The sequence below is a fragment of the Streptomyces novaecaesareae genome (genome assembly GCF_000716875.1).
In the GTDB taxonomy this organism is placed as follows: domain Bacteria; phylum Actinomycetota; class Actinomycetes; order Streptomycetales; family Streptomycetaceae; genus Kitasatospora; species Kitasatospora novaecaesareae.
This window is the reverse complement of record NZ_JNWQ01000083.1, coordinates 1-21,552: the sequence shown is the minus strand read 5'-3', so window position 1 is coordinate 21,552 and position 21,552 is coordinate 1. Positions and strand designations below refer to the sequence as shown.

The window sequence follows — 21,552 nt, the reverse complement described above, 5'->3', positions numbered from 1 at the left end:
TTCTCCTCCGGAACGGTGGGACGGGCGGTCAGCGCTCGGCGGCGGCCGGGCGCGGGGCGCGCGGGTTGGGGCAGCAGGCCACCGCGCACACATCGTGGCTGGGGCCGAGCGTGCCCAGGGCGCAGCGGGCCACGCCCTCGCCGCGCTCGGTGGCGGCCCGTTCCAGGAGCAGCTCGCGCACGGCGGCGGTGAACCGGGGGTCGGCGCCGACGGTGGCGGCGCGGGCCACCGGCAGCCCGAGCTCGGCGGCCTTGGCGGCGGCCTCGGTGTCGAGGTCGTACTTGACCTCCATGTGGTCGGAGACGAAGCCGATCGGGACCATCACCACGGCGGGCGCGCCGTCGGCGTGCTGGGCCTCCAGGTGGTCGCAGATGTCGGGTTCCAGCCACGGGATGTGCGGGGCGCCGCTGCGGCTCTGGAACACCAGCTCCCAGGGCCGGTCCGCGACGCCGGTGCGCTCCGCGAGGGCCGCGGCGATCAGCCGGGCCACGTCCAGGTGCTGGGCGACGTAGGCGCCGCCCGGCGTGCCGCGGGCCGGGTCGTCCGGGGCGCCGGAGGTCTCGGCCATGGCGTCCGGGATGGAGTGGGTGGTGAACGCCAGCCGGGCGCCGGCCCGGACGGCCTCGGGCAGCTCGGCCAGCGCGGCCTCGGTGGCGTCGATCACCGGCTCGACGAAGCCGGGGTGGTTGTAGAAGTGCCGCAGCTTGTCGACCCGCAGGGCGGGCCCGCCCTCCTCGGCGAGGGCGGCCAGCGCGTCGGCGAGGTTCTCCCGGTACTGGCGGCAGCCCGAGTAGCCGGCGTAGGCGCTGGTGGCGAGCACGGCGATCCGGCGGTGGCCGTCGGCGGCCATCTCCCGCAGGGTGTCGACCAGGTAGGGCGCCCAGTTCCGGTTGCCCCAGTACACCGGCAGGTCCAGCCCGTGGTCGGCGAAGTCCTTGCGCAGCGCGGCGAGCAGCTCGCGGTTCTGCTCGTTGATCGGACTGACCCCGCCGAACAGGAAGTAGTGCTTGCCCACCTCCTTCAGCCGCTCCTTGGGGATCCCGCGGCCGCGGGTGACGTTCTCCAGGAACGGCACCACGTCCTCGGGGCCCTCGGGCCCGCCGAAGGAGAGCAGCAGCAGGGCGTCGTACGGCTGGGGCGCTGCCGGGGCGGCGCCGGAGGGGGAGGGTTTGCGCGCGTCGGACATGGCACCGATCCTGCCACTGAGGGGCCGGGCGCCGTCGGCGGGGCCGCGTCGGCGTCCGGAAAATACCGTTTGCCAACGTACGTAAGCTGTGTTGACCAGTCTTGTTCCTTACCCCACGGAGATCCCCCGTGCTGTCCAGCTACCGCCGGATATTCGCCGCCCCCGGCACCCTGGCCTTCTCCTCCGCCGGGTTCATAGCCCGGCTGCCGATCTCCATGGCCGGCATCGGCATCGTGACGATGCTCTCCCAGCTGACGGGGTCGTACGGGCTGGCGGGCGCGGTCTCGGCGACGATGGCCGTCGCCGCCGCGGCACTCGGCCCGGGGGTCTCCTGGCTGGTCGACCGCCGCGGGCAGCGCCGCATCGCCCTCCCGGCCACCGCGCTCACCCTCGCCGCCGCGACCGGACTCCTGCTCTGCGCCCACTTCCACGCGCCGTCCTGGACCCTCTTCCTCTTCGCCGTCGGCCTCGGCGTCATGCCAAGCGCCGGCGCCATGGTCCGCGCCCGCTGGGCCCACCTCTACCGCGACGACGCCGCCAAGCTGCACACGGCGTACTCCTTCGAGGCCGTCGTCGACGAGGTCTGCTTCATCGTCGGCCCGATCCTCGCCATCGGCCTGGCCACCAACGTCTTCCCCGAGTCCGGCGTCCTGGTGGCCGTCCTCGCACTCGCCGTCGGCATCGCCCTGTTCACCGCCCAGCGCCGCACCGAGCCGCCGGTCCATCCGGCCTCCGCCCACGGCGGGGGCAGCGCCATCCTCAACGGCGGCCTGGTCGTGCTGGTGCTGACCTTCGTCGCCACCGGCGCGATCTTCGGCTCGGTCGAGATCGTCACCGTGGCCTTCGCCGACGCCCAGGGGCACAAGGGGCTCTCCAGCGTCGTCCTCGCCGTCTGGGCGTTCGGCTCCGGCCTGGCCGGCGTCGTCTACGGAACGCTCAAGCCCAGGAGCCCGCTGTCCACCCGCTTCTTCGTCGGCGTGGTGATGATGGCGCTCAGCATGATCCCCATCCTGCTCGTCGCCTCCACCGTGCACGGCGTCGGCGGGCTGATCGCGGCCGGCGCCGCCCTGCTGGTCGCCGGCGTCGCCATCTCCCCCACCCTGATCTCCGCGATGGCCCTGGTCGAACGGCTCGTCCCGGCCGCGAAGCTCACCGAGGGGATGGCCTGGACCACCACCGGGCTCGCCCTCGGCGTGGCCTTCGGCTCCTCGATCGGCGGCTGGGTGGTCGACGCCTCCGGCGCCTCGGCGGGCTACTGGGTCCCGCTGACCGCCGGCGCCCTCGGGGTGCTCGTCGCGCTGACCGGGCTCGGCCGCCTGCGCGCCGGAGTCGCCGCGAACGAGCCCGCCGAAGAGGCCGGACGACCCGTAGACGCCGACCGGTGAACTGACTAACCTCTCGCCCTACCCACGGGTAGGGCGAGAGCCTGCCCGGACCGCGCCGACCCGTTCGGCCACCGAGCAGGAGGCAGCGCAATGCCCCAGGCCAGTACCGCGACCCGCACCCGGTGGACCAACTGGGCCGGTAACCAGAGCGCCGAGCCGGCCCGGGCCGCCGCCCCCGGCACCGCGGAGGAACTGGCCAAGGAGATCCTGCGCGCCGCCGAACAGGGCCGCACCGTCAAGGCCGTCGGCTCCGGCCACTCCTTCACCGCCATCGCCTCCGCCGGCGACGGCGTCCAGATCCGCCCGCACGCCCTCACCGCCGTCCGCGAGATCGACCGCGCGGCCGGCACCATCACCGTCGAGTCCGGCCTCCCGCTGCACCGGCTCAACCGGATCCTCGCCGCCGAGGGCCTCTCCCTCACCAACATGGGCGACATCGAGGTCCAGACCGTCGCCGGCGCCACCAGCACTGGCACCCACGGCACCGGCCGCGACTCCGGCTCGCTCGCCGCCCAGATCCGCGCCCTGGAGATCGTCCTCGCCGACGGCACCGTCCGGCGCTGCTCCCCCACCGAGAACCCCCGGCTGTTCCAGGGCGCCCGGCTCGGCCTCGGCGCCCTCGGCGTGATCACCGCACTCACCTTCGGCGTCGAACCGGCCTTCCTGCTCACCGCCCACGAGCAGCCGATGGCCTTCGACGAGGTGCTGGAGCGGCTCGACGACCTCACCGCCGTCAACGAGCACTTCGAGTTCTACTGGTTCCCGCACACGGACCGCTGCTCCACCAAGCGCAACAACCGCAGCCAGGGCCCGGCCGCCCCGCTGCCCCGGTTCAAGGAGTGGCTGGAGGACGACTTCCTCTCCAACACCGTCTGGGAGGGCGCCTGCCGGGTCGGCCGGCGCTTCCCCGGCTCCATCCCCTCGATCGCCGCGCTGGCCAGCCGCGCCTGGTCCGACCGCAGCTACACCGACACCGCGTACAAGGTGTTCACCAGCCCGCGCAAGGTCCGCTTCGTGGAGATGGAGTACGCGGTGCCGCGCGCGGCCGTCGGCGAGGTGCTGCGCGAGCTGAAGGCCCTGATCGAACGCTCCGACTGGAAGGTCAGCTTCCCGGTCGAGGTGCGCTTCGCCCCCGCCGACGACCTCTGGCTCTCCACCGCCTCCGGCCGGGACAGCGCCTACATCGCCGTCCACCTCTACCGGGGCACCGCCGACCAGGGCTACTTCACCGGCGTCGAACAGCTGATGACCGCCCATCAGGGCCGCCCGCACTGGGGCAAGCTGCACACCCGCGACGCCGGGTACCTGGCCGGCGTCTATCCGCACTTCGCCGAGTTCACCGCCCTGCGCGACGAGGTCGACCCGCAGCGGGTCTTCGGCAACGACTACCTGCGCCGGGTACTGGGCGCTTAAGGCGCCGGGGTCTCGGCGGCCGGCGGCGGGGCGACCGTGGCCTTCGCCGGGTCGTTGCCGGGTACGGACGGCTGCGGCGTGGCCTCGCCGGTGGGCTTCCCGCCGCCCGCCGACGGGGAGGCGCCGGCCGACGGGGTCGCGCTCGGGCTCGCCGAGGGCGAGGCCGTGCCCGCGCCGGTGCTCGGGGTGGCGCTCGGCTCCCGGCTCGGCCGCGTCGTCGCCGGGGCCGAGGCACCACCGGACGGCGTGGCGTCCGAACCGCGGGTGCCGCCCGGGGCCGGCCGCTCCGCCGGGGCGTCCTGCGGCCGGGAGGGCTTGGGCGCCACCGAGCCGCCGAACGAGGTGCCGTTGCCGGACTCCCCCTTGAACGTCGCCGACACCGGCTGCCCGGTGGCCAGTTCGAACGCCACGATCGGCGTCATCGCCAGCACGAACACCAACCCGGACACCACCGCGTAGGTCTTCCAGGTCCACCGCCGGCGCGCCCGCACCACCTGCGGCTCGTTCCACTCCGCGGTGACCACCGGTGCCGGCGCCGGCTCCCCGGTCTCCACCGGCACCTGGCGCAGCGTGTTCGCGGCCTGGTTCGGCCCCCGGTCCACCGCCTCGCGCAGCTGCTCGCCGGTCCGCCTGAAGACGTGCTGGAACACCGCGCCGCCGGTGGTGGCCCCGATGCTCACCACCGCGGCGCCCATGATCGTTCCGTAGACGCCCAGTTCGGACGCCAACAACGCGCCCGCCACGGCGGCCAGCGCGCTCGCCGCGACCTGAGCCACACTCAGATCGATCCGCTTGCGCTCCTCCTTGCCGCCCTCCTCGGCGGGCCCCCGCTCCGACATCCACATCCCTCGGTCCGTACGACTGTTCTTCGAACAAGCCACTCCATCTTGCCCAAAGAAGGACACAAGGGACGAAAATGCGGTTCTGCGCTCCCGGATTGTGTGAAGATGATCACCGTTCATCCGGTGGCGCTCCGCCATTGGGGGCGCGCGCTCTTGAGATTCCCGTGAATCGCGGGAGACTTGAGCGGCGAGCCGCCCCTCCGGATGCCACGAATGGAGTACTGTTCGTAAAGCCTGAGCCTTGGGTCGACTTGTCGACTGCGCCTACACCGGCAGCTTGACGAGGAGCCACGGAACGGGCACGCACGGCGACGCCCGTCCCGGACCGTCGCGAACACTCCGCGTGCGAGGACGGCCGGGGCACCCAGACGCGACGTCGACCGATGACGTGGCAAAAAGGCAACCGTGCCACAGCGGCGTGACCGGGCGTAAGCCCGACACGCCGGGGAACTCAGCAAGGTTGTGGCCAGTCGCGAGCGGGCAGGCCACACTCAGTACGGGAGCAGCGACGCAGGTGACGTCGGCAGGCACCACCCGGGAGGTAACCGTGCCCGAACTGCGGGTTGTGGCCGTCAGCAACGACGGCACACGGCTGGTGCTCAAGGCTGCCGACAGCACGGAGTACACCCTCCCCATCGACGAGCGGCTGCGCGCCGCCATCCGCGGCGACCGGCCGCGCCTCGGCCAGATCGAGATCGAGGTCGAGAGCCACCTCCGCCCCCGGGACATCCAGGCCCGGATACGAGCCGGTGCCTCCGCCGAGGAGGTCGCCCAGGCCGCCGGGATCTCCGTCGACCGCGTCCGCCGCTTCGAGGGCCCGGTCCTCGCCGAACGCGCCTTCATGGCCGAGCGCGCCCGCAAGACCGCCATCCGCCGCAACGGCGAGTCCCCCGGCCCGCAGCTCGGCGAGGCCGTCGCCGAGCGGCTCGCGCTGCGCGGCGCCGAGAAGGACACCGAGCGCTGGGACTCCTGGCGCCGCGACGACGGCACCTGGGAGGTCATCCTCTCCTACCGGGCCGACGGCGAGGGCCGCAGCGCCTCCTGGACGTACGACCCGCCCCGGCGCCTGGTCCAGCCCAACGACGACGAGGCCCGCGCGCTGATCGGCGAGAACGTCGAGCGCGAGGAGGAGTCGGTCTTCCCGTTCATCCCGCGGATCGCCCGGCTCCCCCAGGACCGGCCGCCCCGCCCGATGATCGACCGGCCCTCCGCCGACCGCATCATGTCGGCCCGTGAGGTCCGCGAGTCGCGGGAGGCCACCGCCGACTCCCGGGACTCGCTGACCAGCCTGCTCGACGTGGTCCCCGCCTTCCGCGGTGACCTCGCCGTCGGCGGCCCCACCCCGATCGAGCCGGTGCCCGCCGAGGTCGCCGAGGAGAACGAGGAGCCGGCCGCGGCCGCCGCCCCGGCGGTCGGCGCGGGCTCGGCCTACGCCGACATCCTGATGCCGCGCGCCGTCGCCCCGCACCGCGAGCGCCTGGTCGGCACCACCGACCGGCAGGCCGAGGCCGACGGCGTCCGGCCCGGGCGCCGGGCCACCGTGCCCAGCTGGGACGAGATCGTCTTCGGCAGCCGGCGCAAGAAGCAGGAGTAGCAGCATCGCCGAAGGGGCGGGAGGCCGGGCCTCCCGCCCCTTCGGCGTTCCCGGGATCAGCCCGGCTGCTCGGTGACCGCCACCGGGCGGCTCTCGTCGCTCGACCACTCGCTCCACGAACCCGGGTACAGCGTGGCCGACAGGCCCGCCACCTCCAGCGCCAGGATCTGGTGCGCCGCCGTCACCCCCGAACCGCAGTACACCGCGGTCTCCCGCTGCCCCGCGCCCAGCGCCCGGAACCGGTCGGCCAGCTCGGCCGCCGGACGGAACCGCCCGTCCGGGCCCACGTTCTCGGCCGTCGGCGCCGAGACCGCACCCGGGACGTGCCCGGCCCGCGGGTCCACCGGCTCCGTCTCGCCCCGGTAGCGCTCCCCCGACCGGGCGTCCAGCAGCAGGCCGTCGCGCGCCCAGGCCGCCGCACCGTCCGCGTCCACCGTCGGCAGCTGCCCCGGCACCGGCTTGAAGTCGCCCTCCCCGGCCTGCGGCACCTCCGCCGTCACCGGCAGCCCCGCCGCCTGCCAGGCCGCGAAGCCGCCGTCCAGCACCCGGACGTCCCGGTGCCCGGCCCAGCGCAGCAGCCACCAGGCCCGGGCCGCCGCCATCGAGGCCGCGCCGTCGTACACCACGACCGGGCGCTGCGCGTCCACCCCGAAGCGGCGCATCGCCGCACCGAACTCCTCCGGATCCGGCAGCGGGTGGCGCCCGCCCCGGCCGGGGGCGCCGGGCGGAGCCGCGAGGTCCCGGTCCAGCTCGACGAAGTGGGCGCCCGGCAGGTGCCCGGCCCAGTACTCCTCGGCCGCGGTCGGGCCGCCCGGCGCCGCGCCGACCAGCTGGTAGCGCACGTCCAACAGCACCGGCGGACGCGCGGAGGCGAGCGCCTCCCGCAGCTCGGCCGCGGAGATCAGCGGAGAACCCTCGTTGTAGGTCGTCATGGCGGCCATTGTCGCGCAGCACGGGCGACGCGCCGCTCTTTGTGCGCTCTTTGCCGGACTTTCCGCGCGGCCCGAGGGTTGGGCGCCCGCCAGAGTGGAAGCATCACCCTCGCGCGCGAGGAATCCCGCGCGCCAACCACCCACGAGGAGGCCTTCATTGCCCGCGGTGGAACTCCGACTGGCCCAGGGCACGCCCTGCTGGGTCAGCCTGCTGACCGACGACCTGCCCGGCGCCCGCGCCTTCTACGGCGAGCTGCTCGGCTGGACGTACGCCCCCGGCCCCGGCCAACTCGGCGACTACGTCCGGGCCGAGCTCGACGGGGAGCCGGTCGCCGGCCTCGGCGTCTCCACCGCCACCGGCTTCCCGGTGCAGTGGACCACCTACTTCGCCGTGGACGACGCCGACCGCACCGCCCAACTCGTCCGGGAATGCGGCGGCACCGTCGCCGTCGGGCCGCTGCAGGCCGAGCGCGCCGGGCGGATGGCGATCGCCGCCGACGTCTCCGGCGCCGTCTTCGGCCTCTGGCAGGGCGAGGAACACCTCGGCCGGGAATCCGGCGACGAACCCGGCGGACCGGCCTGGGTCGAACTGCTCACCCCCGACACCGAGGGCGCCGCCGTCTTCTACGCCACCGTGCTCGACCGCCCGGTCCGGCCCGGCGCGAACGAGAGCTCACTGCTCGTGCACGGCCGGCCGGTCGCCGGCATCCGGCACCGCGCCGATCTGCGCGGCCACCCGCCGCGCTGGCGCACCCACTTCGCCGTCCGCGACGTCGCCCTGACCGCCCGTCACGCGGTCGGACTCGGCGGCCGGATCCTGGTCGAGCCGCACGACACCGCCCACGGCCGCGCCGTCCGGCTCGCCGACCCGCAGGGCGGGCACTTCTCCGTACTGGAGACGGCTGCGGCTCGCCCGCTCGCCTGAGTGACGCTCAGAGCCGGCGCTGCCTCGCGCTCGCCCTCCGGCACCGGCGCGCCCCGTCGACTCGGGGCGGGTTCAGGCCTGCTGCTCCTCGAAGGGCAGCACGTCCGGGGAGAGCACCGAGACGCGGGCCGTCGCGGCGGTCAGCCGGCGGCGGTGGTGGCGGCGGCACAGCACCTCGTAGCCGACCTCGTCATCGCTCACCGAGATGTCGCCGATCACCACCTGGGCGCCCTCGACCACCATCACCCCGCCGACCGTCCGGGCGTTGTGGGTCGCCCGCGCGCCGCACCAGCACAGCGCCTCGACCTGCAGCACCTCCACCCGGTCGGCCAGCTCGATCAGCCGCTGCGAGCCCGGGAACAGCCGGGTGCGGAAGTCCGTGGTGATGCCGAAGGTGTAGACGTCGATGTCCAGTTCGTCCACCACCCGGGCCAGCTGGTCGACCTGCTCGGCGGAGAAGAACTGCGCCTCGTCGCAGATCAGGTAGTCCACCCGGCCGCCCGCCGACAGCCGGTGCACCACGTGCGCGTGGAAGTCGAAGTCGTCCGTCACCTCGACCGCCTCCGTCCGCAGACCCAGCCGGCTGGAGACCGTCGCGGCGCCCGCCCGGTCGTTGCGGGTGAGGATCACGCCCTGCCGGCCGCGCGCGGAGTGGTTGTGGTCCATCTGCAGCGCCAGCGTCGACTTGCCGCAGTCCATCGTGCCCGAGAAGAACACCAGTTCAGCCATGGGTGGAGCAAGGGCCTTTCAAATCAGGGGAGTTCGGGCACAGAGAAGTCAAGGTCGCGGCTCAGCCGCGCACTTCGAGCAGCGGCACGAACTGCTCGACCGGGGTCATCGAGCCGTGCAGGCCGATCATCGCGGACTCGCCCGGCTCGTTGCGGGAAGCGGTGATCGCGATGTCGTCGCGCGCCGCGGCGACCACGTCGCCGATCCGGCCGTACACCCGCTCGTCCACCGCCGGGCCGAACCAGCCCGCCGCGATCGCCTGGTCCCTGGTCGCGACCCACATCCGGTCGCCCAGCACCTCGCTCCAGACCGCGTGGACGTCGGCCGCGGCCCCCGGCACCGCGTACACGTGCCGGGCCCGGCCCTCGCCGCCCAGCAGGGCCACGCCGGCGCCCAGCTCCCAGTCCTCGTCGAAGTCGATCCGGTCCTCCGGCGCGATGTCGATCATGCCGTGGTCGGCCGTCACGTACATCGCCGAGCGCGGCGGCAGCCGCTCGGCCAGCCGGCGGGCCAACCGGTCCACCGCGTCCAGCGTCATCCGCCACTCGTCGGAGTCCACCCCGAAGCGGTGGCCCGCGCCGTCCAGCTCGCTGACGTACGTGTACACCAGCGCCCGGTCGTGCTCGGCCAGCCAGGAGGCCGCCAGGTCCATCCGCTCCTCGCCCGTCGTGCGGCCGAGGAAGGTGCCGCCGGACAGCGCCACCCTGGTCAGCGGGGTCTGGGCGAACAGCGGGGAGGAGACCTGCGCGGTCGCCACCCCGGCCTGGTGCGTCCGCTCGAAGACCGTCGGGTACGGCTGCCAGGCGTGCGGCTCGGTCGGCGGCTGCCAGCGCAGCTGGTTCATCAGGTAACCGGCCCCCGGCACCGCCACCGTGTACCCGGCCAGGCCGTGCAGGCCCGGCGGCGTCCCGGTGCCGACCGAGGCCAGCGAGGTCGCCGTGGTGGACGGGAAGCCCGCGGTCAGCGGACGGCCGCTGCCGCCCAGCGAACTCCCGACCAGCGAGGACAGGAACGGCGCGTACTCGGGGTGGCGCAGCAGCAGCTCCCAGCCGAGGCCGTCCACCAGGAACACCACCACCCGGTCCGCCGGAGCGATCGGCAGCGTCGCGGTGAACCCGGGGACGCCGAGGCCCGCCGCCACCGAGGGCAGCAGGTCGCACAGCGAACCGCTTCCGTACGGGGGCGCGGGGGCCGTGGCAGGGTCAAGGATCTCGAAGGCGTCGTAGCCGTCGGCAGGTGCGAAGGACATGGAACCGGATTCGTAGCGTTCGGTGGCGGCGATCAGGCCCGCGGGCCGTTGTCGATCGTCGCGTCGGACAGCGCCCGGGCGAACACCAGCGCCTGGGCCACCGTCTCCGGGCCGTCACCGGCCTCGCTCACCCGCAGCGAGAGGTCGTCGGCCGTCGCCGAGCCGGTGTAGCCGTGGTCCGCCTCGCAGTTCGGGTCCGAGCAGCCGGCCGGCTCCAGGTCCAGGCGCTGCACCGCGCCCCAGCCGATCGTCAGCACCACCTCGCGCGGCAGCGTCCCCGGCGTGTACGTCTCCGGGTTCGCCACCATCCGGCTCACCACGACCGAACCGATCCGGTCCAGCCGGACGCTCTCCGTCGAGGTCGTCGCGTACGGCACCGCCGGGCTGCCCTCGGCACCCGACTGCTCGTCGGTGTGGCTCACCACGAACCGGGTCGGGGTCAGCACCAGCACCGTCACGTGCCGGCGGACCTCGTTGGCGTCGAAAGTCGTCTCCTGGTGCACCAGGTAGGAGCTGATCGGCTCCGGGCCCACCGCGGACTCGACCGCCTCGGACACCAGGGCCGGGTAGTAGCCACTGCGCTCGATCGCCGAGCGCAGGTCCTGAGTGGTGGTGGTACCGGTCTTCGCCATATCTCCATCCTGGCATGGTCCGCCGACGAAGCGGGCGGCACGGCGCCAAGCTTCGGACAACAGCGCCCGGGCAGGGCGCAACCAAGGAAGGTTACAGCGTGCTCATGGCGCGCGGGCCCAGATCGCTGCGGACGGGCAGCGGCGCGACCCGCACCCGCGCCCCCAGGATCGCCAGCCCGTGCGGGGCCACGACCACGGGTTCGAGATCCACCGAGGCGATCTCCGGAACGTCGTCCACCAGCTGCGACACCCTGAGCAGCAGTTCCTCCAGCGCTCCGGTGTCCACCGCCTCGGCGCCGCGCCAGCCGAACAGCAGCGGCGCCGCCCGCACCTCCCGGATCAGCCCGGCGACGTCCTGGTCGGTGGCCGGAACCAGCCGGTGCGCCGTGTCGCCCAGCAGTTCGGCCGGCGCGCCGGCCAGGCCGAAGGACAGGATCGCGCCGACCGCCGGGTCCACCGTCGCCCCGATCACGGTGTCCACGCCGCGCGGCGCCAACCGCTGCACCACCAGCTCGGCCTGCGCGGCGCCGCCGAGCAGGGCGTCCAGCTCGCGGTGGGCACGGCGCAGGCCCTCCTCGCCGGTCAGGTCCAGCCGGACGCTGCCCAGGTCGGGGCGGTGGCGCAGGTGCGGAGCGGTCGCCTTCAGGGCCACCGGGTAGCCGAGCGAGGCCGCCGCCGCGACGGCGGTCTGCTCGTCCGGGGCCGGCAGCGTCGGCGAGACGTCGACGCCGTAGCGGGCCAGCAGCTCGCGGGCCTCGGCATCGGACAGGGTGATCCGGGCGCCGCCCGGCTGGGTGCGCAACACGAGGGAGCGGCGCGTAGCGCCTCCGGCAAGGGTGGTGGTGGGCGACGGGCGGGAGACCGCCGTCCGGGTGCTCAGCGCCGCCGCCACCAGGGTGCGGGCGCCGGGCTCGTCGATCCGGTCCAGCTCCGGGACGCGCGCCGTCTCCTCCGCCTCGGCCGTCCGGCGACGCCACTGGGCGTAGTGCACGGCGTGGGCGAGGGCGTGCACGGCCCGCTCGGGCGCCGGGTACGCCGGGATGCCGCCGGGGCGCAGCCGGGTCGGCAGGTCGGTCAGCGCCAGGTGGGCGAGCACCAGCGGCTTGCCCAACTCCTTGGCGCGCTGACCGGCTTCGAGCAGGGCGGCGGCGATCTCCGGGTCGTCCGAGCCCATCGCGGGGTCGTCCTCACCGGTCAGCCGGCCACCCATGAAGGCGTGCGCGGAGGTGCCGATCGGCGGGATCGCGACGGCGATCACCGCGTCCACGGCGGGGTCGGCCAGGGCGACGTCGAGCGCGATCCGGAAGTTCTCGCCGGTCGCGGCGGTGGTCAGGTCGACGGGCGTGCACGGCCGCAGGCCCGCGCTCAGCAGGGTGTCGTAGGTGAGCAGGCCCAGCGAATCCGAGTTGCCGACCACCGCGACCCGGTCCCCCGGCGGCAGCGGCTGCAGGGCCAGCAGCTCGCCGGTGTCGTACAGCTCGGTGATGGTCGCGACCCTGGTGACGCCCGCCTGCTCGAACAGCGCGTCCACCGTCGCGTCGGTCAGGCCGGTGGCGGTGGCCGGGACGGCGTGCCCGGGCGGCAGGCTGCCGGTGTGCCGGGCGCCCTTGACCACCACGATCGGCTTGACGGCGGCCAGGCGGCGGGCGATCCGGGTGAACTTGCGCGGATTGCCGAAGGACTCCAGGTAGAGCAGCACCACCCCGGTGGCCTCGTCCTCCGCCCAGTACTGCAGGAAGTCGTTGCCGGAGACGTCGGAGCGGTTGCCCACCGAGGCGAAGGAGGAGACGCCGAGGCCGCGCCGGTGGGCGGCCTCCAGCAGCGCCACCCCGATCGCGCCGGACTGGCAGAAGATCCCGAAGCCGCCGCGACCGGGCAGGCGCGGCGCGAGCGAGGCGTTCAGCGGGTACTCGGGGTCGGTGTTGATCAGGCCGAAGGCGTTCGGGCCGATCACCCGCATCCCGGCCGCGCGGGCCTGGCGGACCAGCGCGCGCTGGCGGTCCCGGCCCTCCGGCCCGGTCTCCGCGTAGCCGGCGGTGACCACCACCAGGCCCTGCACACCGTGGGCGCCGCACTCGGCGACGGCCGCCGGGACGGCGCCCTCGGGGACGGCGATCACCGCGAGGTCCACCGGCCCGGGAATGTCCAGAATCGAACGGTGCACGGGGACGCCGTCCAGCTCCGTGCCGGGCGGGGCGTTGCGGTTCACCGCGTAGACGGGGCGTTCGGCCGGGGCGCTGCCCAGCAGGTCGCGCAGGATCGCCCGGCCGACCGTCTGCGGGTTGCGGGACACCCCGAGCACCGCGACCGAGCGCGGGGTGAGCAGCCGCTGCACCGAGCGCGCCTCGGCGCGGTGCTCGCGGGCGCGCATCACGGCCAGCGAGCGCTCGGTCTGTTCGAGATCGAACTCCAGGTGCACGACGCCGTCGGCGAAGCTGCGGTGCTGGGTGTAGCCGGCGTCGGTGAAGACCTTCACCATCTTCCGGTTCTCCGGCAGCACCTCCGCCTGGAACCGGCGGATGCCGCGCTCCTGCGCCACCGCGGCGATGTGCTCCAGCAGTGCCGAGGCCACGCCGCGGCCCTGGTGGGCGTCCTGCACCAGGAAGGCCACTTCGGCGTCCGTCCCGGTGTCGGAGGGGCGGCCCTGCGCGTCGATCCGGTCGTAGCGGACGGTGGCGATGAAGTGGTCCCGGATGACCACCGCGAGGCCGACCCGGTTCACGAAGTCGTGGTGGGTGAAACGGCGGACGTCCTTGGCGGAGAGCCGCGGGTAGGGGGCGAAGAACCGGAAGTACTTGGACTGGTCCGAGACCTGCTCGTAGAACTCCACCAGGCGCCCGGCGTCGGCGGGCGTGATCGGCCGGATCCGGGCCGTACCGCCGTCGCGCAGCAGGATGTCCGCTTCCCAGTGCTGCGGATAGTCCGGTTGCTGCTCGGGGTTCGCTGCCGCGGAGTCGTCCACGTTCGTCAGGTTATCCGGCGGCGGGCCGAATGGCGTCGGACGTGCGCCCACGTCAGGGTGGGCAGGGCCGATGGTCGGGGTTTATGCCCCGAAAAGAAACAATCACAAGTCCTGAACGCGGCGGCTCGCAGGGGCTGTCTGCGTGCAACACTGGTCTAGACAACATGGCCGCTTCCCCCGCTCTCCGAGCACGGCCGTGACCAGCTTCACCGGAAAGGCACGTCTCATGGCAGAGCGCCGCGTCACCATCGGTTGGGCCGAGGGCCTGCACGCCCGTCCCGCCTCCGTCTTCGTCCGGGCCGTCACGGCCACCGGCGTGCCGATCACCATCGCCAAGCCGGGCGGCAACCCGGTCAACGCCGCCTCCATGCTCGGCCTGCTCGGCCTGGGCGCCCAGGGCGGCGACGAGGTCATCCTCGCCTCCGACGCCGAGAACGCCGACGACGCTCTCGACCGCCTCGCCAAGCTCGTCCAGGAAGGCCTCGACGAGCTCCCCGCCGCGGCCTGAGGCCACGAGATCCGCCCGATCGGGGTGTCGCCGGAGATCCGGCGGCACCCCGATCCGCTGTGGTCAGCCCTTCGGCCCCAGCCCGGTCAGCCCTTGACGCAGACGACCTGCTTGAGGTGCGCGACCACCTCGACGAGGTCCTTCTGCTGCTCGATAACCTTCTCGATGTTCTTGTAGGCGCCCGGGATCTCGTCGACCACGCCGCTGTCCTTGCGGCACTCCACGCCCTTGGTCTGCTCGGCCAGGTCCCGCGTGGTGAACCGCTTCTTGGCGGCGTTGCGGCTCATCTTGCGGCCGGCGCCGTGCGAGGCGGAGTTGAACGACGCCTCGTTGCCGAGACCGCGGACGATGTACGAACCCGTCCCCATCGAGCCGGGGATGATCCCGAAGTCGCCGGAACCGGCCCGGATCGCGCCCTTGCGGGTCACCAGCAGGTCGACGCCCTCGTACCGCTCCTCCGCCACGTAGTTGTGGTGGCAGCTGATGACCTCGTCGAAGGTGACCTCCGCCTTGGCGAACTCGCTCCGGACGACGTCCTGGAAGAGCGCCATCATGACCGCACGGTTGTGCTTCGCGTACTCCTGCGCCCAGAACAGGTCCTGGCGGTAGGCCGCCATCTCCGGGGTCTTCGCGAGGAAGACCGCGAGGTCCTGGTCGATCAGGCCCTGGTTGTGCGGCAGCGAGCGGGCGACGCCCATGTGGTGCTCGGCCAGCTCCTTGCCGATGTTGCGGGAGCCGGAGTGCAGCATCAGCCAGACCACGCCGGTCGTATCAATACACAGTTCTATGAAGTGATTTCCTCCGCCGAGCGTGGCCATCTGCTGCATCGCCCGCTCGCGGCGCCACTTGACGTCCTCCGCGATGTCGTCGAAGCGCTGCCAGAAGTCGTCCCAGCCCGCGGCCCGGAAGCCGTGGAGCTTGGTCGGGTCGACCGGGTCGGTGTGCAGGCCGCAGCCGACCGGGATGGTCTGCTCGATCTTGTTGCGCAGGCCGGACAGGTCGTCCGGGAGGTCCTTCGCCGTGAGCGAGGTCTTCACCGCGCTCATCCCGCAGCCGATGTCGACGCCGACCGCCGCCGGGCAGACGGCGTCCTTCATGGCGATGACGGAGCCGACCGTCGCGCCCTTGCCCAGGTGGACGTCGGGCATCACGGCGAGGCCGCGCAGCCAGGGCAGGGAGCTGATGTTGCGCAGCTGCTGCATCGCCTGGCCCTCGACCGTCGCCGGGTCGGTCCACATCCGGATCGGGACCCGGACGCCGGGGACTTCGGTGTACGTCATGGGTGAACGACCTCCAAGGGTCGGGTGGTGCACGAAAGGGTGGGGTGCCGCGCGAGAGGATCCCGGCGTGGCTCGGGGAAGTTCGGGGGTGGCGCTCAGGCGGCCAGGGCACAGGGGGAGTACGGCCTTGGGGAGCGTCGTCGTATGGCTCGCTCGACCCGCATGGTGACCGCCTCCCTTCGTTCGTCAGAGTTCGTACGTGTGTGCCGGGGGATATCTATCCACGGAACGGACCGGGCCCGCAACGGATTTACAAACGCGTCCGGCCCGGCGGAGCGGGTGCTCCACCGGGCCGGTCCGACGATGCGGATCAGCGGATCGACCGATCAGCTGACGACGGTGACCTCGCCGATGCCGAGCGCCCGCACGTCGTCGGCGATCGCGGCGGCGTCGCCGACCAGGACGGTGACCAGGCGGTCCGGCGGGAAGGCCGCCACGACCGCCTCGGTGGCGGCGGCGGTGGGCAGTTCGGCGAGCTGCCGGTAGACCTCGGCCTGGTAGTCGTCCGGCAGGTACTGCTCGACCTGGTCGGCCAGGGTGCCGGCGACCGAGCCCGCGGTCTCGTACTTGAGCGGGGCGACACCGACCAGGAACTGCACGGCCTCGTCGCGCTCGGCGTCGGTGAGGCCCTCGGCGGCGAGGGTGCGCAGGATGGTCCAGGTGTCGGCGAGCGCCGGGGCGGTGGAGGCGGTGTCCACGGAGCCGCTGATGGCGAGCAGCGAGCGCCCGCTGCCGTCGGCGGCGGAGCGCAGCGGCTGGGCGAAGGAGCGGACGCCGTAGGTGTAGCCCTTCTCCTCGCGCAGGACGCGGTCCAGGCGGGAGGTGAGGGTGCCGCCGAGGCAGTAGGTGCCGAGGGTCTGGGCGGCCCAGACCGGGTTGTGGCGGTCGGGGCCGATCCGGCCGAGGAGCAGCTGGGTCTGGACGGAGCCGGGGCGGTCGACGATGACGACCCGGCCGTGGTCGTCGCCGGCGACCGGGGCGTGCCGGGAGGGCTCGGCGGCCGGGCCGCTCCAGGTGCCGAGGGTGCTCTCCAGGAGGGCGGGCAGGTCGACGCCGGTGAGGTCGCCGACGACCACGACGGTGCTGGTCGCGGGGTGCACGTGGGCGTCGTAGAAGGCCTTGACGGCGGCGCGGTCGATCGACTTGACGGTGTCGGCGGTGCCGGCGCGGGGCCGGGAGAGCCGGTCGGCGGCGTCGAAGAGTTCGGCGTAGAGGGCCTTGGCGGCGCGCCGGGCGGGGTTGGCCTGCTCGTGGACGATCTCGTCCAGGCGGTTGGCGACCAGGCGCTCGATCTCGGCCTCGGGGAGGGCGGGGGCGCGCAGGGCGTCGGCGAGCAGGGAGAGGCCGCGCTGGAGCCGGGAGGCCGGGACCTCCAGGGAGACCCGGATGCACGGATGGTCGGCGTGGGCGTCCAGGGTGGCGCCGGCGCGCTCCAGCTCGCCGGCGAACTCCTCGGCGGTGAGGGTGTCGGTGCCCTCGTTGAGCGCGCGGGCGAGGATCGCGGCGATGCCGTCCAGGCCTTCGGGTTCGGCGGCGAGCGGGGCGTCGAGGAGGACCTCGACGGCGACGAGCTGCTGGCCGGGCCGGTGGCAGTGCAGGACGGTGATGCCGTTGCCGAGGGCGGCGCGCTCGGGGGCGGGGAAGGCCCAGGGGCTGGGGGTGCCCGGCTGCGGCTGGGGGTGGAAGGTCATGGCGGGGACGTAGTCGGTGCTCATACGGCGGCACCCTCCTCTTCGGAAGCGTCGTCGGAGTCGGCGGCGGTCTCGGCGGCGGCGGTCTCGGTGTCGCTCTCGGTGGCGGTCGGCTCGTAGACGAGGACGGCCCGGTTGTCGGGGTGGAGCCGGGCCTTGGCGACGGCCTGGACCTCCTCGGCGGTGACGTCGAGGACCTTGGGGAGGGCGTCGTTGAGCAGCTCGGGGTCGCCGAACAGGACGGCGTAGCGGCAGAGTTCGTCGGCGCGGCCGGCGACGGTGGTGAGCCGGTCGAGCCACTCGCGCTCGATCTGGGCCTGGGCGCGTTCGAGTTCCTCGGGCGTGGGGCCTTCGGCGGCGAAGCGGGCGAGTTCCTCGTCGACGGCGGCGTCGATCTGGGCGAGGGTGGCGTCGCCGGAGGTCTTGACGTCGAGCCAGCCGAGGCTGGGGGCGCCGGCCAGGCGCAGCAGGCCGAAGCCGGCGGCGACGGCGGTGCGGTCGCGGCGGACCAGCCGGTTGTAGAGGCGGCTGGATTCGCCGCTGCCGAGGATGGTGAGGGCGAGGTCGGCGGCGTCGGCCTCGCGGGTGCCGTCGTGCGGGAGGCGGTAGGCGGCCATGAGGGCGCGGGAGGGGACGTCCTCGTGGATCTCCTCGCGGATCTCGCGGCCGATGGTGTCGGGCAGTTCGCCGGAGCGCGGGGGCTGCTTGCCGTCGTGGGCCGGGATGGAGCCGAAGTACTTCTCGACCCAGGCGATGGTCTGCTCGGGGTCGATGTCGCCGACGACGGACAGGACGGCGTTGTTGGGCGCGTAGTAGGTGCGGAAGAACGTGCGGGCGTCTTCGAGGGTGGCCGCGTCGAGGTCGGCCATGGAGCCGATCGGCGTGTGGTGGTACGGGTGGCCGTCGGGGAAGGAGAGCGCGGTGAGCTTCTCGAAGGCAGTGCCGTACGGGACGTTGTCGTAGCGCTGGCGGCGCTCGTTCTTGACGACGTCGCGCTGGTTCTCCATGGAGGTCTCGTCGAGGGCGGCGAGCAGCGAGCCCATCCGGTCGGCCTCCAGCCAGAGGGCGAGCTCCAGTTGGTGGGCGGGCATGGTCTCGAAGTAGTTGGTGCGCTCGAAGCTGGTGGTGCCGTTGAGCGAGCCGCCGGCGCCCTGGACCAGTTCGAAGTGCCCGTTGTTGGAGACGTTGGCGGAGCCCTGGAACATCAGGTGCTCGAAGAGGTGGGCGAGGCCGGTGCGGCCCTTGACCTCGTGGCGGGAGCCCACGTCGTACCAGAGGCAGACGGCGGCGACCGGGGTGAGGTGGTCCTCGGAGAGGACGACGCGCAGGCCGTTGGCCAGGCGGTGCTCGGTGATGGCGATGCCTCGGCTGGAGGCGGGGGCCGGGTTGGCCATGCGCTCGGGTCCTTCCCGTCGTCGATGTCGGGGGTTCGTGTGGCGTCCCCCATTGTGGTGCAACGTATGGGAGCCGTGTTCGTGTCCGCGCGGACGGGGTCGTTCGCCAGGGGCGGAAGAGGGCCGCTGACCGGCACTGTCGGCGCGAGGGTCCACAATGGGGGCGCCGTGCCCTGTCGGCCGCGTCCGGTTGACGGGTGCGGCGGCAGGACGGCACAGGCCGTTCGACGACCGGCCGACGTCCGACCGAGACACAGCCAGCGACACGTAAGGGAGCCCCGCCGCGATGGCCCGCCGCAGTTCGCAGACCCCGCCGCCCGGAGACTTCGAGGAGCGGATCCTCGACGTCGACGTCGTGGACGAGATGCAGGGCTCCTTCCTGGAGTACGCCTACTCGGTGATCTACTCGCGTGCCCTGCCGGACGCGCGGGACGGTCTGAAGCCGGTGCACCGCCGGATCCTGTACCAGGCCAACGAGATGGGCCTGCGCCCCGACCGCGCGCACGTGAAGTGCGCCCGCGTGGTGGGCGAGGTGATGGGCCGGCTGCACCCGCACGGTGACGCGTCGATCTACGACTCGGTCGTGCGCATGGCGCAGCCGTTCTCGATGCGGCTGCCGCTGATCGACGGGCACGGCAACTTCGGTTCGCTGGGCAACGACGACCCGCCGGCCGCGATGCGCTACACCGAGTCGCGGCTGACGGCCGCGTCGATGGCGATGGTGGAGTCGATCCACGAGGACACCGTCGACTTCGGCCCGAACTACGACGGCAGCGAGCAGGAGCCGCTGGCGCTGCCGGCCGCGTTCCCGAACCTGCTGGTGAACGGCGCGACGGGCATCGCGGTGGGCATGGCGACGAACATGCCGCCGCACAACCTGTCCGAGGTGGTGGCGGCGGCCCGGCACCTGATCAAGCACCCGAGCGCGGACCTGGACACGCTGATGCGGTTCGTGCCCGGTCCGGACCTGCCGACGGGTGGGCGGATCGTGGGCCTGTCGGGGATCCGGGACGCGTACGAGTCGGGCCGCGGCACGTTCAAGATCCGGGCGACGGCGACGGTGGAGGCGGTGACGGCCCGCCGCAAGGGCATCGTGGTCACCGAGCTGCCGTACAACGTCGGCCCGGAGAAGGTCATCTCGAAGATCAAGGACCTGGTCAACGCGAAGAAGCTGCAGGGCATCGCGGACGTCAAGGACCTGACCGACCGCGAGCACGGGCTGCGGCTGGTGATCGAGGTCAAGAACGGCTTCGTGCCGGAGGCGCTGCTGGAGCAGCTCTACAAGTTGACGCCGATGGAGGAGACCTTCGGCATCAACAACGTGGCGCTGGTGGACGGGCAGCCGCTGACGCTGGGCCTGAAGGAGCTGCTGGAGGTCTACGTCGACCACCGCTTCACCGTGGTGCGCCGGCGCAGCGACTTCCGCCGCCGCAAGCGCCAGGAGCGGCTGCACCTGGTCGAGGGCCTGCTGGTGGCGCTGGTCGACATCGACGAGGTCATCGCGATCATCCGGTCGAGTGACAACGCGCAGCAGGCGAAGGAGCGCCTGATGGAGCGCTTCTCGCTGTCGGAGACGCAGACCGGGTACATCCTGGACACCCCGCTGCGGCGGCTGACCAGGTTCGACCGGGTGGAGCTGGAGCAGGAGCAGGAGAAGCTCAACTCGGAGATCGCCGAGCTGACCGAGATCCTGGAGTCGGACTCCCGGCTGCGCAGTGTGGTCTCGTCCGAACTGGCTGCGGTGGCCAAGCAGTTCGGGACGGAGCGGCGGACGGTCCTGCTGGAGGCGGGGGCGGCGCCGTCGGCGTCGCTGGCGGTGTCGCTGGAGGTGGCGGACGACCCGTGCCGGGTGCTGCTGTCCTCGACGGGGCTGCTGGCCCGGACGGCGGACGGCGAGCCGTTCGAGCTGTCGGAGAAGCGCTCGAAGCACGATGTGATCGTGTCGGCGGTGCACGCGACGGCGCGGGCGGACGTGGGTGTGGTGACGTCCGCGGGCCGGGTGCTGCGGCTGCCGGTGATCGACCTGCCGGCGCTGCCGCCGACGCCGTCGCCGAACCTGGCGGGCGGGGCCGCGGTGGGCGAGTTCCTGCGGCTGGAGGCCGGGGAGCGGGTGCTGGCGCTGACCACGCTGGACGAGTCCTCGCCGGGGCTGGCGCTGGGCACCGTGCAGGGTGTGGTGAAGCGGGTGGTGCCGGAGTGGCCGGCGAACAAGGACGAGTTCGAGGTGATCGCCCTCAAGGACGGTGACGAGCTGGTGGGCGCGGTCGAACTGCGCACCGGCGAGGAGGACTTGGTCTTCATCACCTCGGACGCGCAGCTGCTGCGCTACCCGGCGGGCCAGGTGCGTCCGCAGGGCCGCCCGGCGGGTGGCATGGCGGGTGTGAAGCTGTCGGACGGCGCGCGGGTGCTGTCCTTCACGGCGGTGGACCCGGGCACGGACGCCGTGGTCGTCTCGGTGGCCACGGCCTCCGGCACGCTGTCCGGCGGCGAGCAGACGACCTGGAAGGTCACCCCGTTCGAGCAGTACCCGCGCAAGGGCCGCGCCACCGGCGGTGTGCGCTGCCAGCGCTTCCTGCGCGGCGAGGACGGCCTGGTGTTCGCCTGGGCGGGTGCTGCTCCGGCCCGCGCCGCCGACGCCAAGGGCGCCCCGGTGGACCTCCCCGACCGCGACCCGCGCCGTGACGGCTCGGGCACCCCGGTGACGGCCCCCGTCACGGTGGTCGCCGGCCCGGCGTGACGCCGGGCTGACCCGGGGGACCGGGGGGAGGGGCGCGCTTGGCGCCCCTCCCCCCCGCCATTTTCCCGGCCCCGGCGCCCCTCCCCCCCCCCT

At 73.4% G+C, this 21,552-nt stretch carries 16 protein-coding genes; 6 read left to right on the top strand and 10 right to left on the bottom strand.

Annotated features, from left to right (window positions below):
• Positions 1-28: 28 nt before the first annotated feature.
• Entirely contained in the window at positions 29-1,186 is a 1,158-nt protein-coding gene (locus tag OP86_RS26295; RefSeq protein WP_030057686.1) for a ferrochelatase, read from the bottom strand.
• A 128-nt stretch (positions 1,187-1,314) separates the two neighbouring features.
• On the opposite strand from OP86_RS26295, the gene OP86_RS26290 reads away from it, so the two are divergent.
• Both OP86_RS26290 and OP86_RS26285 read left to right on the top strand, forming a co-directional pair.
• A complete protein-coding gene (locus OP86_RS26290; protein WP_051830680.1) occupies positions 1,315-2,571 on the top strand; it encodes an MFS transporter in 1,257 nt (418 codons plus the stop codon).
• 90 nt (positions 2,572-2,661) lie between these two features.
• A complete protein-coding gene (locus tag OP86_RS26285; RefSeq protein ID WP_030057684.1) occupies positions 2,662-3,984 on the top strand; it encodes a D-arabinono-1,4-lactone oxidase in 1,323 nt (440 codons plus the stop codon).
• Here the strand turns inward: OP86_RS26285 and OP86_RS26280 are convergent.
• Positions 3,981-4,823: a hypothetical protein gene (locus tag OP86_RS26280; RefSeq protein WP_157849846.1), complete on the bottom strand. Its 843-nt coding sequence runs from the start codon at positions 4,821-4,823 to the stop codon at positions 3,981-3,983. The genes OP86_RS26285 and OP86_RS26280 overlap by 4 nt on opposite strands.
• A gap of 517 nt (positions 4,824-5,340) precedes the next feature.
• Here OP86_RS26280 and sepH point away from each other — a divergent pair.
• A complete protein-coding gene (gene sepH, locus OP86_RS26275) occupies positions 5,341-6,420 on the top strand; it encodes a septation protein SepH (protein ID WP_078588612.1) in 1,080 nt (359 codons plus the stop codon).
• A 56-nt stretch (positions 6,421-6,476) separates the two neighbouring features.
• Here sepH and OP86_RS26270 read toward each other — a convergent pair whose 3' ends face one another.
• Entirely contained in the window at positions 6,477-7,352 is an 876-nt protein-coding gene (locus OP86_RS26270; RefSeq protein WP_106973518.1) for a sulfurtransferase, read from the bottom strand.
• 166 nt (positions 7,353-7,518) lie between these two features.
• Between OP86_RS26270 and OP86_RS26265 the strand changes: the two genes are divergently transcribed.
• Entirely contained in the window at positions 7,519-8,277 is a 759-nt protein-coding gene (locus tag OP86_RS26265) for a VOC family protein (protein ID WP_234434897.1), read from the top strand.
• A gap of 72 nt (positions 8,278-8,349) precedes the next feature.
• Here the strand turns inward: OP86_RS26265 and OP86_RS26260 are convergent, their stop codons facing one another.
• The 4 genes from OP86_RS26260 to OP86_RS26245 form a co-directional block, all read right to left on the bottom strand.
• Positions 8,350-9,006: a thymidine kinase gene (locus tag OP86_RS26260; protein ID WP_030057678.1), complete on the bottom strand. Its 657-nt coding sequence runs from the start codon at positions 9,004-9,006 to the stop codon at positions 8,350-8,352.
• A gap of 61 nt (positions 9,007-9,067) precedes the next feature.
• Complete coding sequence (locus OP86_RS26255) at positions 9,068-10,255, bottom strand: alkaline phosphatase family protein (protein WP_051830677.1); 1,188 nt, start codon at positions 10,253-10,255, stop codon at positions 9,068-9,070.
• Positions 10,256-10,287: 32 nt separating this feature from the next.
• Complete coding sequence (locus OP86_RS26250; RefSeq protein ID WP_030057674.1) at positions 10,288-10,887, bottom strand: DUF5998 family protein; 600 nt, start codon at positions 10,885-10,887, stop codon at positions 10,288-10,290.
• Between the two features lie 91 nt (positions 10,888-10,978).
• Positions 10,979-13,849: a bifunctional acetate--CoA ligase family protein/GNAT family N-acetyltransferase gene (locus tag OP86_RS26245; RefSeq protein WP_030057673.1), complete on the bottom strand. Its 2,871-nt coding sequence runs from the start codon at positions 13,847-13,849 to the stop codon at positions 10,979-10,981.
• A gap of 226 nt (positions 13,850-14,075) precedes the next feature.
• On the opposite strand from OP86_RS26245, the gene OP86_RS26240 reads away from it, so the two are divergent.
• On the top strand, positions 14,076-14,357 hold the full coding sequence (locus tag OP86_RS26240; RefSeq protein ID WP_030057672.1) for an HPr family phosphocarrier protein: 282 nt from the start codon (positions 14,076-14,078) through the stop codon (positions 14,355-14,357).
• An 86-nt stretch (positions 14,358-14,443) separates the two neighbouring features.
• On the opposite strand, the gene OP86_RS26235 is transcribed toward OP86_RS26240, so the two are convergent.
• From OP86_RS26235 to OP86_RS26225, 3 genes are all read right to left on the bottom strand, one after another.
• Positions 14,444-15,637 carry an RtcB family protein gene (locus OP86_RS26235; protein ID WP_030057671.1) on the bottom strand — a complete coding sequence of 398 codons (1,194 nt, stop codon included), beginning with the start codon at positions 15,635-15,637 and terminating at the stop codon, positions 14,444-14,446.
• Positions 15,638-15,963: 326 nt separating this feature from the next.
• Positions 15,964-17,328, bottom strand: coding sequence for a M16 family metallopeptidase (locus tag OP86_RS26230; protein WP_033333472.1), 1,365 nt, complete (start codon positions 17,326-17,328; stop codon positions 15,964-15,966).
• Between the two features lie 20 nt (positions 17,329-17,348).
• Positions 17,349-18,722, bottom strand: a complete 1,374-nt coding sequence (locus OP86_RS26225) for a M16 family metallopeptidase (RefSeq protein ID WP_030256892.1) — start codon at positions 18,720-18,722, stop codon at positions 17,349-17,351.
• 286 nt (positions 18,723-19,008) lie between these two features.
• Between OP86_RS26225 and OP86_RS26220 the strand changes: the two genes are divergently transcribed.
• Complete coding sequence (locus OP86_RS26220) at positions 19,009-21,459, top strand: DNA gyrase/topoisomerase IV subunit A (protein WP_030256896.1); 2,451 nt, start codon at positions 19,009-19,011, stop codon at positions 21,457-21,459.
• Positions 21,460-21,552 lie beyond the last annotated feature (93 nt).